Source organism: Stygiolobus sp. CP859M, from assembly GCF_037389975.1.
Lineage (GTDB): Archaea > Thermoproteota > Thermoprotei_A > Sulfolobales > Sulfolobaceae > Stygiolobus.
In genome coordinates this window covers 17521-31974 of sequence record NZ_JBBHKS010000018.1, presented here as the reverse complement: position 1 = coordinate 31974, position 14454 = coordinate 17521, and the positions used below count along the sequence as shown (strand labels likewise).

Below are 14454 nucleotides of genomic sequence, written 5' to 3'. Positions count from 1 at the left end.
GGGTAGGGACAAACGGAAGTCAGATAAAATTTTTTATTTCGTACATACTTAGATTTAATCAGATCTCTTGCTCCGCCTACTACGTCTTCTTCCGCCCTGGGGGAATCTCGTCCTTCCAGGGCGGGTAGAATGTCAGTGATAAAGGAACGTTACGTTATTTTTGTATCACGGGCAGTTGACTTGACAACCAATTTTAGACGCAAACTCTCGAAGTGCTTCTATTAGCACGGGGCGGGCTTTAACTCCTAAGATTGTTACTAGTTTTTCGCATCGTTCATCACTTATAACACCTAACTCTCGAACGTTGTACGCACTCTTTTTTGTGTACCCGATAGCCATTAACTCTCCTATGTCGGCGATCTCCAGGGGCTTTCTTATATTCCGTGGAAAGAAACTCGCAGACCATCATAATATCATGCGGGGGCTGAGTATTTAAGTTTTCCATATCCCCATGTGGAATGAGAAATCGGGCTAAGTTTCACCTTCGTCTTTGAGGTCGTCGTTTCCATATCCCCATATGGAAGGCTTTCCGAAGGGATCATCGTCGTCTCCATATCCCCATTCTAACGACACGTCGCGACGCGATTTTCCGACTCGACGAACGTGCAAACATATGGTTGAGGGGAATTCGACTCGATGCACGTATTTTCGACTCAACGCGATGACCCCCTACTCAATGCACGTGCAAACATATGTTTGGGGGTTTGTTTACTTTCGGTTGCACTAAATTGAGTCCTGCGGGACTCAACTTTTCTCTCTCATCTGATTTTATTTCATTTTTGCAAAAAGTTGAACGGGTACCCGTTCAGTTTTGTTCATCTACATTATCTTTTTTCAGTCTATTTTACAATTTTTTGCGTTTATAGTGACCAAACATATGGTTGAGGGGAATTTTTGACCCCGCGACGTGCGAGTTTTAGTTGTGAACGGTTGGAATCTAACGTATATATATAATAAAAAAGAAAAAGAAAGATATTTTTTGTGAGGCGGAAGAGCCGAGACCCGGAAAAAGCAAAAAAAGTGTAAATATCATAAATTAACGAATTTGGTCAACCATTCCGCATACTTCTTATACTCTTTTTTCGCTAAAGCGTATAAGTCCAAATAATGCTTTGTTAGGATATTCCCGGGTGTCCTACCTTCAATAAAGTCTACAATTTCGCCCGGTATATTTAACTCTAGCATTTTTGTGGCCACGAATTTTCTGATGTACTTAGGTGCAATATCTAGTTCACGCATTATCTTCTTTGCGTAATTGTAAGTAATGTTCTGTCTTTGTAACGGCGAAACATGGAAAACATAGAACACGCGTTTTGAGCCCCTTTGCCAATTTAATGTATATATGCATATATTATTTTCACAGATATCGTTTTGTGGGTTATACTCATTTAGGACCTTTATAGCCTCAGTAAACCTTATCCCGCTTTCCAGTAAAAGTCTGAATAATAGTTCTACTTTAGTCCCCTTCACTTTTGTAAGCCATTCCTTAACCTGGTCTACTGACGGTACCTTTAAATCCACGCCCGATTTTTTCGTCTTTATCGCTTTCCACTTCTCTATATCGCCCTTCCACTTATAGTACTTCTTCCACGCTAAGATAGACGCTTTGTTATTAGCGTCTAATTGCTTACGCAAATAATTTACATATTGCTTACAAGTTTCGCGTGAAACTTTCTTTATACAATCGTTATAAAATGCAAATAGTTCAACTTCGGACGGCAAATTTTCATTTGCTTTAGAACGCGTTTTCCCTTCCTTCATTATTCTAACTCCTTTCAATTCTTCATAATTAGCATTGGGGGTCTTAGGGGGTGTCCCCCCTAAATAGGGCTTTGGCCCCTGGGACCCCGGTTCGAATCCGGGCCCGGCTACCTTTGTGGGGGATACCCCCCACCCCCAATGCTAATATAAAATTCGATTACTTTCTCTAATGTTACTATGTAATGGTGTCTTTGCTTATGTCCATCATCTTTCTCTGCGAAGTAAACAAAATACATGGAGGGTTACAAAGGCTTATGTTGAAAATTACCCTAAACTCGTCAGCCTAACCTTTTTCCGGTTTATCTTAGGCTAGAAGAATGTAAACAATTCTGGTTAGGCACGGTCTACTAGTTTGCACATGAAAAAGGAGGTGGGACTGCGTATTTATATTGGTGGAATACCGGAAGGGCTTAGTCATATTAGCAAATTAGAAGTAACACGAAGTGGAGCTAGCTTTCCAGCAAGTGTTGTTTTTCATGGCTCTAACATGCCAAGGAGTGCGAAAAGTTTATGCGAAGTCGTCGCCGATATTTTCCGTCTTGGAAGGTACAAACACACTCTGGAGGAGTGGACGACGAGATGTACTGGTTTCCCCATTCCTTTACTTCGGAGTTTTCGCGATAAAGGCGTGTTGACATACTTCTATCCATTTTTGTGTAGCATCCCCCATTCAAACCAATACTTTTAATTCAATAGCTTGAGGAACATCGAGCATTCCTAAGAATATTGAAACGGGCATTACATTATCTTCTACTTTGTCCTTACTCAAAATATACACCTTTTTCATCCTCCCCAAAATCTTCTTTTCGGACTTAACGTTACCAAACTTCACTTCAAATCCCAACATTTCTCCTTCTTTTTTTATTACAGCGTCTATCTCTCCTTTCGCCTTGGTGTAAAAAGTGTCATAAATCCTAGATAGATGGGAAATTACTACACTTTCAACTAATTTACTCTCTTCGGGCAAATTAGTTAACGTCCAAAGGGCGAAAGCTCTGTATAGGAAGGGGTCTACGAAATAGAATTTCTTCTCTTTCCTAGTTAACACATTACCTTGTAGGTCTACTTGATTCAAAACTTTAAGCAAGTATAGTTTCTGTAGAAGTTCTACGTAACTAATCGCAGTCTTTACTGTACCGACTCCGAATGACTTTGAGAGAGTGTGATAACTGAAATCACTAGAAGTCCTTTCTATTACGCCTTTAATCGCGAGTTTGAAGAAAGTTTCACTTCTCATTAACTTATTTACCTCACTAACTACAGTAGATATAAAATCACTTGTTGTTCCCTCGCTTACTTTTCCGTATTTTACGTAGTCCCTTATAGCGTTAGGAAACCCACCCGTGATCAAGTATTTTTCAAGTAGGTCATTAAGTTCATGTAGAAACTGAATATTTCGCATATAGTTTGAAAGGACGAAGTTTAAATCACCCTTTTGTATATCAACGTTAAATAACCGCGTGTATTTAGAAAAAGGTAGAGGAAGCATTAGTAAATTCTTGCCTTTCCCTCTCCTCCCGGGGAAAGTTTCAATTTCCCTCTTCGCTGACATCGATAAAGAGCCAGTAACAACTAGGACGTCGTTTCTAAAATCTCCCTTATCTATCCTACTCTTTAAAGCCCTATACCATTCCTTAGGATAAGTTATCTCATCTAAAAAAATGAACGATGATGAAATATTGTTAGCCCTTTTAAACTTTATATATTCCTCTAAAACCTCATCCAACTCCTTATAATCAGCTAATTTATCACAAGTGAAATAGAAAATTGACTTAGGATTTATTTTCTCCTCCTCTAATAGTCTCTTTATAAGTAATATTAACACAGTGGACTTCCCTACTTGTCTGGGGCCGAAAATGAAGTTTAGGGAGTAAGGGGACAAGCTCACCTTTTCAATAACGTCCGGAACCCACTTGACTTCTGACTCTTTATATTTTCTATAAATCTCAACCTCGTTTATTCTCTCCTTAGAAATCCACCAAGGGTTGTACTCATCTATCATTTCTGTGGATTTAGACTCCACAAGAGTTTAAAAAGACTGTTTACTTAGACTCCACAAGAGTTTAAAAATAGGTAGGCGTGCTTAAGTTAGGGTGATCCTATCAGTACTGCAACACAAGTGAGTTAATTCGAAAGGCTTTTGAGATAATGAAGAACCTGCAAGGGAAATTCTTTAGAGATTTTGCTTGGATAGAAGTTTCTCAGCTGAATGGATAGTGAACTGGCCAATGGTTTACCTACTGTTTGCCCTTACATCACCCATACTTTTGCTGGTCAAATTTAGAGTCTGTAACTCTTTTAGAAGGTAGCAGAAAGTCTCGCCCTTTCACGGTAGACCCAAAATCTAATTAGTAAAAATAATTTTTATTTGTTATTAGTGGTTAGTAAAGATTTAATGTAATTAGTTAGATAATTATATGATAATTTTTATAAATTTCCAAGTACCATATTAGATTTTTTATATTTCCACAAAGATAGAGTGAGGAATATTATTGTAAATTAGGAAATGATAAAGATATTTATGATAAAATTTGCTTTATTTGTATCAATTATTTAATACATTATTCTTAATGCTCTCTATTATAAGTATAATAAAATATGTTCCTTATGAAGAAAAATATGAGGTTTAGTATTGAATTTATATTTGTAGTACGATTTTGGGTCTACCGGACTATGGGAGGGGCAATCGCTTTCCCTTCTTTCAAGGGACTAGATCTGGATTATAGTCCCCTCTTGGAGGGCTCTCTGGCTGCTGAGTTGATGGTGGGAACTTCCCGCTGACGGAAGGAAATCAGCTATTTCCGATAATCTAGGGATTTTGCAGTATTTTTCCAAATACTTCGTATAATTTACTCATATTTTCCACAAATTCGTCATTTTTCACAAGATTCTTAATAATTTGTACCTTTATTTCTAGAAAAGAAATTATATCGTCTTGATGTTCCCTAACGTCTTCTAATAATTCCTTTCTTGTAATATATGCAGGATTGGATGATATACTATATCTTGTAATAGTCGATAAAGGCTCTAAATAAGAGGCTAATAGAATCATATCAATAAATTCCTTTATCGACATTTCTGTCATGACAAATGAGAAATTAATAATATAAGGATTTTTCGCCAATTGATCCAGAACAGCATCGCTTAAATTAAGTTTTCTACACGATTCTTTATCATTATTAATACATTTTACAAATAATTGTAAATTCTCTTTCATTAACTGACTTAAATTAAATAATTTTTCACATTTTTTAACAATTCCCCAAAGAGTTTCCCATTTCCTGTTCTTAATGGTACTTGTAATGAAATTCTCAACTGATTTTAAGCACTTTGCTATTCCTTCATTTCCTAGATATCTTCTATAGTTTCGTTGAGTCAACTCAAGTAGCTCTTTAAGATTAGATTCCTTTATCGGCTCGTGTCCTAATTTCTCAATCTCCTTAAGGCTCACGCTCTTTTTTATGTGATTTCTCGCTTTATTAATAATCTCTTGCATTTCCCTTGGATGCTTTATTCCAAAATTGCTCATTTCTGCAACAATCATAAAGGGCAATAATATAATCCCTGCATATATCAAAAGTAATCCCTTTGATAACTTCTCAACGGCTTGTTGCAAATGATTTATCTTTCTATTTTCGTATTTTTCGAATTCTTCCTTAGTAATTGAACCTTCCTTAAGTAATTTCTCATATTTATTCCTTATATTTTCTCTAGCATCTAATGCATAATCCCAATCTACTATTCCATCTTCTACGTATTCCAGAAAAAATTGAGGAGACTTGGACACGAAAATTTCGCCTTAAAAAATCCTGTCTTTTATTACTGAATTTACAGTATACTCTGGATACTTTACATAAACGTATTTAAGCAAATCATCAAGTGGAATTTTAAGATGAGTAACAACAAATTCGACAAAGTTTTTATCTAAAGAACTAAAGTCAAAGGTAACTTCATCCGAAATTTTGTAGACCTTCTTAAATCCTATAATTGCACCAGAAACAAAATCTTCCACAGCTTCTTCTTTAACCTCTACATAACCTAAATGTTTAAGCCTGTACACATCGTCTTGCAATTCTTTAGAAAAAGGTCCGAAATAATAGGGAATAAACTCGTAACCTAAATTAAAATTTAATTCTTTCTCGATAAGAAATACTAACTTCTGCAACTTTGTTGCACTAACTGAAACTCCTAAGTCCTTAGCGATCTTTAATATGCCCATTACGTAAAAGTACTTGCTGTTCACATCTATTTTTATCATATAATTTCTAATTAATCTTTCTAGTAGTCGCTTCAGCTTCTACATTGCGTAGTTCTAATTAAAGATCGCGTTATACGGTAGACCCAAAATCATACTACAAAAATATTTCTGGTAGGATAATATCTAATCCGTGAAAGATAACGATAAAAAGAAAACCGCTAATCTAGCCCCTTATAAACTCACTCTCTTTTTTACGCTTAATGAAGTGGAGGCTGTCTTTACTCCTAACACTCCTTCTGCTACCGTCTTCACCCGTTTTACTGTCATCAGAGTAAGCAAAAAGTTTGCACAAGTCGGCGGGCTACCATTTTAAGTATTCACAGATTATCGTTATTCAATAACCAATTACTCAACTCGTCAACCCCGGTAACTGGTGCGTGGAGTCTTAAGTTATTAAACGCGCTTACGTTATCGGGGGAAGTACTCTCAGTTATGAAAAGTTGTGACCTCAAGTCTGGGTTCTATTTCTTTAATTACCTCGATGTCTTTATCATTAGAAACTACTATCATATTTCTCTGGACGGCGATAGATGCTATCATTAGATCTATAATTCCCACTGGTTTTCCTAACTCCCTAAGTTTTACCATCATTTTTAATGCTAAAGTATAATCATCCTTTGTAGGGTATATAATTATGAGTTTACTCGCGTATTTCAGTATTGGAGGAAATTCAATTACGTTAAATATTGACGTTATTATGTAATCGAACTCCTTTATCTTTGAGGTCTTAAATAGGTCTATTAGTACGTTCGTGTCATAGATTTTCTCCTTAATTCCTCCTGAAATTTACGTTCACCTTGCGGTGGTTCTATCGATACTTCTTCAATCCTTATCCCAAGCCTTTCCAACTCCCGAATTAAATCCTCCCCACTTTTCACGTTCTCGAGCTCGTTAATTTTCTTTTCGATAGCTTGTCTAATGACCTCGCTCCAATTTATCTCCTTATGTGCCTTCATCTTCTCATATAACTCATCTGGCACCTTTACAGTTATCACTTGCATAAGATATACTCATATATACGAGTATATAAAATGTCATTCAAAAGAGTCAACAGGGTCGACTGGATGGGAGTTACTAAAAGTTTAATCAGCCTTAAAAAGTATTATGAAAGGAACAATAATTTAGTTTAGGTCTTGTTCGACATAAGAAATGAGAAGCAGTAAATTAGTTTAGGCATTTACAATTTTAGACTAAGAAGCCAAAACTTTAGGTCTATTATAAATATTATAAATTTCACCTATCTTCCACATTATAAAAAGACTTTTTCATCATAAAGCCTAGAGGATCTAATGCTGAGACAAGCGTGGAGTATAAAGTCTTAAATAAAACTTACCTATTATATTATTCCGTGTTTCCTCTTAGTTATATTTTCTCTTTATTAATGTCTGTAACTATCTTAGGAGCTCAGGAACTTGATTTATGTTAATAAATGAATGAGGTAACAATAGAAAATTTTACATTTCTAGCTTGATTATTCTAACATGGGTTATTTTCCTTAATCTTTCTGACGTTGCCTTTTCTGATTAACTCTTAATTACTTTCTTGATTGGTCGAGTTGAAGATTACTGGAAATTTATAAGATAACTTTACTGTTCCATCAAAATACTCGCTCTTTTCAACCTTCTTTTCATTCGCTAACTTTATCTTTTCTAGGGTAAGAGCCCAACGATCTCAAACTCACAATTACTTTATATGAGTGTGCTAATTACATACTATTTAATTCACTATTTATACCCTAGGTACAAAGTCTCGGACATAATATTGTAACTAAAGCCTCAGCACTCAAGACCCTAATCACCGATCATTTATATTTCCCGAGCTCATCACTTTATATTCCTTCCACTTGAGTTTGCCCTCCTCCCTCTTTATTACACCTATGTTAATTAAAGTCCTTATGGCAGCAGTGACGTCCTCTACCTCCTTTCCATAATTTTCTTTCACGAAGTCCGCTAACCTCACTAAGTAAGGGTTACAGAACTCTAATTCCCCTACACCCATTGAGACCAATACTTTCTCAATTTCACGTAACTTTGACACCACGCATAACTCCTCGGGCTTTTGCACTCCCATGAAAAGGAGTTTCATGACCACACCCCTATGCAACTTCCTTGCAGCCAGTTCAACACCACTAAGTGGAACACCGTATTTCAAACTGACGTAGAAGTTCCACGCCTCTTGACTCTTCTTGTGCTTTAACGCTTTTAACACCCTGTAAAGTGCAAATGCTATCCATCTGGAATTAGACAATACTTCCTCAATGTCCTTAGCTGTCAGCTTCTTACACACGTCTAAGATGTCCTCACCGTTGGTCCATCTCCTGAGAAGTTCTTTACCTTCAGTGCACCCCCTCAAAGCTTGTAAGACTTCGGGAGAAGACGAAACTACGGATAACGCGTCAAAGTCGTCTACGTTCACTGGAAAGCCCTTAAGACTAGACACATCTATGTAACTCAGAGCAACAGCTCTACCTAGCTCCGTCAGGTAAATACTACCTGCTTCTTCCCTGACTAAATTCTCCTTTTCTAGTGTAGATAACGCCGGGTCTACATTGCTGTAGCGGAACCTCAAACTACCTTTGATCACTTTATCTATCTCCTCTCTAACAAACCCTTCAGCCCACGCTACTACACCTAATGTGAGGTTTTCAAGAGTGTAAGGGGTAGAGAGTGTATTCCCGTTTTCAGTACTTCCGTCACCTCGTGTAAAGTACTTTTGCCTTATCCTTTCCATCTCCCTAGCGGTTTCCGCTATCACTATCGCATAACCTTCGTTGTCGAACCCTCTCCTACCAGCCCTTCCCGCGATCTGTTTGAACTCTGAGGGATCTAAGTCCCTCCAGCCCTTGAACTCACCTCTCTCATCACTTTCAGGCAGGGACAAGTCGTAGAATATGGTAGTGTATACGGGTAAGTTAACACCCTGACCTAAGGCTGTAGTGGAGACCAATACCTTGACCTTGTTTCCCGTGAAATCGTTAATTACCTTCTCCCTCGTCTCGTAAGGCAGCCCGGAGTGGTAGGGCTGTGCAGGTATGTTAAACTTAACTAGCGTGTCAGCTAAGTGTTCTGCCGAAGCTCTACTCTTTACAAAGACCAACGCGTTCTTGCCTATGGAGAGTACCCAGTCCAACACGCCAAGGAGGAGGTCTAACTTGACGTTCTTTAGCCCCCTCCTAGCTATAGAGAAGACCCTGTTGTCATCATAGCACCTCATGACGTAAGGGTATACTATACACTCGTGCAAAGGTACACTCCGCTTTTCGTATTTTACTAGCACTGCAGATAACCACTCTCTGTACTTTTCTACATTTGGGACTGTTGCACTCAACGCAACAATTGGTACATTGTTCGTTTTTGCCCATAGGACTACATTTTCTATAGCTAATCCCCTATCACTTTCTACGTTATGTACCTCGTCTATTATCACTGTACTAACTCTCCTTAACCAGCGGTAGTTATGCCTAACCGTAGAGTCGAACTTTTCGTAAGTGGTGAGGAGTACTTCCGCGTCCACTTTAGATAAGTCGTCTTCGTATACGTCTGAGTCTACGTACTTAGACTTCCTTTTCTCTTTCACTGCTCTGTAGACTTCGCGTGAGAGAGCTTTTAACGGTGACATATAGACTACTATCTCTTGAGTGTTGGTCAACAAGTGCTTAGCTATATGTGTTTTTCCCGTGCCGGTAGGGGCTGTAATCAGATAATTTTTACCGTAAGTGTAATTCTCTACAAAGATGTCAAAGAGTGACTTCTCCACGACATTATAATGATAGTAGAAATTAATAAGGTATATGTCGTCTTACGGGGGTCGGGAGAAACGTAGCATTCCGGCAATAATGTTCAATGATCCTTAACGTGTTAGTGTTCCATTATAAATTTTATTATATAAATTTATGAAATCCCCTAAATTAAGCATGTTAATTTGGTTGAATTCTGAACTTTCATGTTAAAGTTATTAAATTATTATCTAAGATGAATAGATGATACGACTTAAAAAATTAACAAAAACTTTATATAGATATTTACCCAATTAGTTTTTGAACCAAAATGATGTCTCTAAAGCTAAAGGCTAAGAGAAGTAAGAAGGGTTTAAGTGGTGCTGTAACAGCGTTAATCTTAGTAATTGCCAGTGTTATAATAGCTTTAGTAGTTGTAGGATTTGCTTTCGGTTTATTCGGTGCACTAGGCGGTACACCCATAGTACAACAAGTAGGATCAGGAGTACTATATCAATCCGGCAATAATGAATACGTAGCTACTATTACTTTACACTCTACTGGCACTGTAACAATAGACTCTGCATCAATAGTAGGAGTCGATTCAACCGTGGTAGGCTTATCGACTCAAACATTGTCCGTTGGTCCTAACACACTTGTAATAACCTTCAGTGCAAATAATTTCACTCCACAGCCAGGTAGTACTTACCAGATAAGTATTGGTCTCGGCGACGGTACTACAGTACAAGCAGCAGTAACCTATATTGGTTCACAGCAATGAAATACCGAGGTGTGAGTTTATTTTAAAACAATTTTTCTTTTTTCTCCTCTTAATTCTCTTATTCTTTCCCTTAAGCTTACATTCCGAATCATCTCCATTGCATCATTTCTCCTCAAGTAGCTTCCTACTATATAACGAAACTGTAATAGGTTATTTTCCTAACGGTTCTCATTATATCCTTTACGAGTTCTATTTCCAAAACATAACGTTAGTATTTGAGAACGGTACAATGGAGGTCGAAACCATAGTTTATAACAAAAATTCAACCAGTTATTTACCACCTGCTTATAGTCTAGACTACGTGTCACACCCAACCGTATTTATGTTTGTTAATCCTAGTGACTTAGGAAAACCGGAAGTAAGGGATGGTTTAGTTTATAATGGGACTGTAAACGGTTTATATGAATACTACCAGCTTAATGAGATAGATGACGTTAAGATACTCTACACTATATGGGTGGAACCGAACGGTATAATAAAAGAGTTTCAGACGATTCAAATTGCTGCTAACGGAGCTATAGTAGGTAATGCTACAGCAGTGCTCTGGTTAACGAATATTGGTAACTCGTCAGCGGGGTTGCCATCTTTTCTCTCCACGTATACGGAGGCCAATGTTGTGACTGTGAGTAACTTAAACTTCTTAGCCTTGGCTGAGACCGAAGCTTTGAAAATAATGAAGTATATAATTTTCACAGCAGCATTCCTTATAGTAATCATACTTTTATTTAGAAAGTAAAACTACAGAGCCTGATTCGTGAACTTCTATTCAGAAAACCTTATTTTCTTGTTCAACTTTATAAACCAATATGTTATTTCTGATCCACCTAGTTGCTACAGCGTTTTTGTTGTCTAACTCTTCCCACCCGTTCCTAGAGTACATGATGATTTCCCATTTTTACACTATAAACCAAACACTCGTTGGCTTAGTCATAGAAAACGTGACTGAGGTCTTTCCGAATGGTTCTGTAGAGTTTGAATATTATTCGATAGACCTAAACAACTCGGAATATATAGGTCCTATAATGGAGGTCAACAATTTATCCAATCTTACATCACTTTACGTGTTTACTGACGTAGGAAATAAGGTAGTCTATAGGGCTGCACCGTTTTACCTAGTGGGCGAGGAGGATGGTGTATATATTTACAAGAATGAGCAGAACTTAGAGGGAGTTGAGGTCATCACTTATTATTACGTGAACTCCTCCGGCGTCCCCTCCAAGATCGTTTTTCTACAGTACGGGGTTAACGGTGAGTTGGTGGGTAACACCACTTATGTACTCTATTCTTCAAGTCTGCTAAATCCTAATGCGAAACTGTATTTCCCGAGCGGTTTGACTAGGGTTCAAGGTGGGGTAGATGTTCAATTCAGTAACACTGCTAGGTATACTCTAATAGAAAACGCCTTTACGTCAGCATTAATCCTCTTTGCTGTCATAATAGTCTCTCTTAAAGTACTCAAAAAGTACGGTAATAAAAACGGCTAGGTTTACTAAGATGAATGGGAGTAGATTCGGATCTGCTGGAGTCTCCACCTCACCTATTACTATGTTGTAATTCACGCTCGGGATCACATTTCCTGTGACCGGGTAGTAAACGACTGTGACGTTTTTAGGGTCTAAGTGTATACCTGAGCTCAGGAGTTGTGTAGGTATCGCTTCCATTCCTACGACATAGATCGGTAAGTTGTCTACGTGGCTTAAAACGATTTCCCCGTGTACTAGTATCTTCATATCGACTTCAACTACCCGCAATTCCCCGCTGGTATTGAACGCCACAGAATAGGAGCCGTTACTAACTTTAATTATTCCGCCTCCAGGGTACTGGACGTATGATAAAATTATGTAATAATACCCATCACCCCAAGGGACTTTTATACTTTCCGACGCCGGATTAAAAACTTGAATTAGCCGTGCCCCGGGGAAGGTAGAAAGTATCTGGATTGATGTTAGGGTAGTATAGATGGTACATGAGAAGTTGACTGGGTAGGGGAGCCTCTGTGCTGGTATGTTTAAGCTGTAGTTTTGGTATATGTCGTAAAGGAGGTAGGTACTATTCCCACCAATGACACCAGCAAGGTACTGTTCAGGGATGTGTACATAAGGCGGGACTACCGCTACCCCTTCAGGTAATAAGGTAAGATTCTGAGGGTAAGTAGCTAGGATATAAACCCCTTTCGAGGTGAAAGAAGTCTTGTATTCTAAATCCTCAAAGACATAGATCCCGTCCACACAATACGTCTGATTAAACCCTCCTACAGACTTTAAAAAGGATACAACAGATAGGTTATTAGTCACTACGTATTGTACACCGTAAAAGGCTAGGATTGTGCTTATATTCGTTGAGTTATAGAACGGGAGAAGGGTAACATTAGGCAGACCGGCAAAACCCTCCTCTGGATATTCTTTGCCGTCGTATTGTATGGGTTGTACGTAAATAGCTACTTTTCCTACGTCGTGGTGATCCAGATAGTTAGCTACGTAGTAGAGTGGTCTAGGTATGGGTGTAGGCATGTAGTTACCTGAGTAATCTCCGCCTGCAAGCGAGGTGTATGAAGACGTTATTTGTGCGATCACCAAGAAGATCATGAGGAGTAGGAAAACTATGTGCTTTTCCTTGAACTTATTACTCACGTCAGCAAGAAAGACGCCTGACAAAACGCCGAACATGAGGAAGAGAGTGCCCGGGATCACTTCTTCTACATAAGTGGGGAGGATAAGCCACATGTACGGGAAGAACGGTGACTCTTTGAGGACGTCGTTTAGATAGTAAATGAGGTTTAGTGTGAACACGTGGTTGAAGAGTGTAATTGTAGAGGACTCCAAGATCACCGTGATGATATACACTGCGAAAACAAACGGCAGGTTTGTCACTTTCCTGACTTTTTCGAAATATAGTATGAACGCTAAGATCACGAACGCTGGGAGTAGGAGTGAGAGCGTATAAGTGAAGGCATTGGGGTAAAGAACTAATAACGGTCTAAATAGTCCTACCCCTCTTACCTCGTCTAAAAATGGGTAATTTTGATAGTTCAACCATAACTGTTGGACCTCGATTGACGTCCCTAAACCGTTGTAGACTTCTCCTTGTATTAGGAGGGACGCGAAAGTCCTTATGTTCAAGCCTATGTATATGGGGATCGCTGTAACAAATGTCTTCAGGAATTCCTTGTCCCTTACGCTATATATTGTGAATGCTAGTACTGTGAGTGCAGTATATAGGAACCCTCTGGGGTCAGTAGTATTTAAAGTAGACACGAGGGCTAGTATGATAGCCCCTTTTAGCCCCGGTCTCCCCTTAACGTAGTCTAGGGTGGCGAGGAGCAAGGGATAAAGGGCTACGAACGTCGCGTAGTTAGTCCAGTAAGTGAAGTACATGAAGGGGGGAGAGATCGTAAAGAGGAAGGCTGTAATCACTGGGACTCCGTATAAGATTACCCTTTCTCTTCTCGTTTGTACTTTTATGAGTTTCTTTAAGAAGTATTTTGATGAGAAGTACATGGATATAAAGCCTAAGAATATGGGATAGGCATAATAAAGCTTGTCTACTACCTCACTGGGGAGGAAATAGGAAGAGAGGTAAATTGGCAGGTCGGGAGTGTTCATGACGAATAGTATGTTAATGACTCCGTCAGAGACAAGTTCTGGTGGGGGCATGAATATTGGAGGGTATGAGTCCCTTACGTAGATTAACCCTGGAGTAATTATAGTCCTCCAGAGGAGTGTAAACACGTTAAAAAGAGAGAGCAGTACAACAGCCATTACCTCAAAGGATCTCCTTCTGTGCATATTCACAGATCGTGATTAGAGACTATTCTATTTAAAATTAATAGAAGCACACTTTTATGAGGAAGTGGTATTAATCGAAAGTTCCTGACGGTAGATAGAGTTCGGCGTTTATAATTACCTCTCATAACACAATTTTAAATTCAACTACGCTAAT

General features: G+C 38.5%; 11 protein-coding genes and 1 pseudogene. 3 read left to right on the top strand and 9 right to left on the bottom strand.

Going from position 1 to position 14454, the window contains the following annotated elements; all coding sequences use genetic code 11:
• Positions 1-165: 165 nt before the first annotated feature.
• The 8 genes and pseudogenes from WIW72_RS08310 to WIW72_RS08270 all read right to left on the bottom strand — a co-directional run bounded on the left by WIW72_RS08310 (position 166) and on the right by WIW72_RS08270 (position 9775).
• Positions 166-406, bottom strand: a pseudogene (locus WIW72_RS08310) (hypothetical protein).
• Positions 407-1029: 623 nt separating this feature from the next.
• Positions 1030-1761 carry an integrase gene (locus WIW72_RS08305; RefSeq protein ID WP_337699289.1) on the bottom strand — a complete coding sequence of 244 codons (732 nt, stop codon included), beginning with the start codon at positions 1759-1761 and terminating at the stop codon, positions 1030-1032.
• A gap of 670 nt (positions 1762-2431) precedes the next feature.
• Entirely contained in the window at positions 2432-3763 is a 1332-nt protein-coding gene (locus tag WIW72_RS08295) for an ATP-binding protein (RefSeq protein ID WP_337699285.1), read from the bottom strand.
• An 807-nt stretch (positions 3764-4570) separates the two neighbouring features.
• Positions 4571-5548 (bottom strand): hypothetical protein, encoded by a 978-nt coding sequence (locus tag WIW72_RS08290; protein ID WP_337699283.1) that lies wholly within the window; start codon positions 5546-5548, stop codon positions 4571-4573.
• 12 nt (positions 5549-5560) lie between these two features.
• Positions 5561-6004 (bottom strand): conjugal transfer protein, encoded by a 444-nt coding sequence (locus WIW72_RS08285; RefSeq protein ID WP_337699281.1) that lies wholly within the window; start codon positions 6002-6004, stop codon positions 5561-5563.
• A gap of 441 nt (positions 6005-6445) precedes the next feature.
• A complete protein-coding gene (locus WIW72_RS08280) occupies positions 6446-6655 on the bottom strand; it encodes a type II toxin-antitoxin system VapC family toxin (RefSeq protein WP_337699431.1) in 210 nt (69 codons plus the stop codon).
• A 104-nt stretch (positions 6656-6759) separates the two neighbouring features.
• On the bottom strand, positions 6760-7020 hold the full coding sequence (locus WIW72_RS08275) for a hypothetical protein (RefSeq protein WP_337699280.1): 261 nt from the start codon (positions 7018-7020) through the stop codon (positions 6760-6762).
• A gap of 793 nt (positions 7021-7813) precedes the next feature.
• Entirely contained in the window at positions 7814-9775 is a 1962-nt protein-coding gene (locus WIW72_RS08270) for a DEAD/DEAH box helicase (RefSeq protein ID WP_337699279.1), read from the bottom strand.
• 293 nt (positions 9776-10068) lie between these two features.
• Between WIW72_RS08270 and WIW72_RS08265 the strand changes: the two genes are divergently transcribed.
• From WIW72_RS08265 to WIW72_RS08255, 3 genes are all read left to right on the top strand, one after another.
• Positions 10069-10515: a DUF973 family protein gene (locus tag WIW72_RS08265; RefSeq protein WP_337721344.1), complete on the top strand. Its 447-nt coding sequence runs from the start codon at positions 10069-10071 to the stop codon at positions 10513-10515.
• Between the two features lie 97 nt (positions 10516-10612).
• Positions 10613-11251, top strand: coding sequence for a hypothetical protein (locus WIW72_RS08260; RefSeq protein ID WP_337699275.1), 639 nt, complete (start codon positions 10613-10615; stop codon positions 11249-11251).
• Positions 11252-11321: 70 nt separating this feature from the next.
• Positions 11322-11999: a hypothetical protein gene (locus tag WIW72_RS08255; protein WP_337699273.1), complete on the top strand. Its 678-nt coding sequence runs from the start codon at positions 11322-11324 to the stop codon at positions 11997-11999.
• Here the strand turns inward: WIW72_RS08255 and WIW72_RS08250 are convergent.
• Entirely contained in the window at positions 11931-14300 is a 2370-nt protein-coding gene (locus WIW72_RS08250) for a hypothetical protein (protein WP_337699271.1), read from the bottom strand. The genes WIW72_RS08255 and WIW72_RS08250 overlap by 69 nt on opposite strands.
• Positions 14301-14454 lie beyond the last annotated feature (154 nt).

Coding starts and splice junctions, on each gene's coding strand:
- WIW72_RS08275 (WP_337699280.1), bottom strand. CDS start 7,020: ATGCAAGTGATAACTGTAAAGGTGCCAGATGAGTTATATGAGAAGATG.
- WIW72_RS08265 (WP_337721344.1), top strand. CDS start 10,069: ATGTCTCTAAAGCTAAAGGCTAAGAGAAGTAAGAAGGGTTTAAGTGGT.
- WIW72_RS08255 (WP_337699273.1), top strand. CDS start 11,322: ATGTTATTTCTGATCCACCTAGTTGCTACAGCGTTTTTGTTGTCTAAC.
- WIW72_RS08295 (WP_337699285.1), bottom strand. CDS start 3,763: ATGATAGATGAGTACAACCCTTGGTGGATTTCTAAGGAGAGAATAAAC.
- WIW72_RS08305 (WP_337699289.1), bottom strand. CDS start 1,761: ATGAAGGAAGGGAAAACGCGTTCTAAAGCAAATGAAAATTTGCCGTCC.
- WIW72_RS08250 (WP_337699271.1), bottom strand. CDS start 14,300: ATGCACAGAAGGAGATCCTTTGAGGTAATGGCTGTTGTACTGCTCTCT.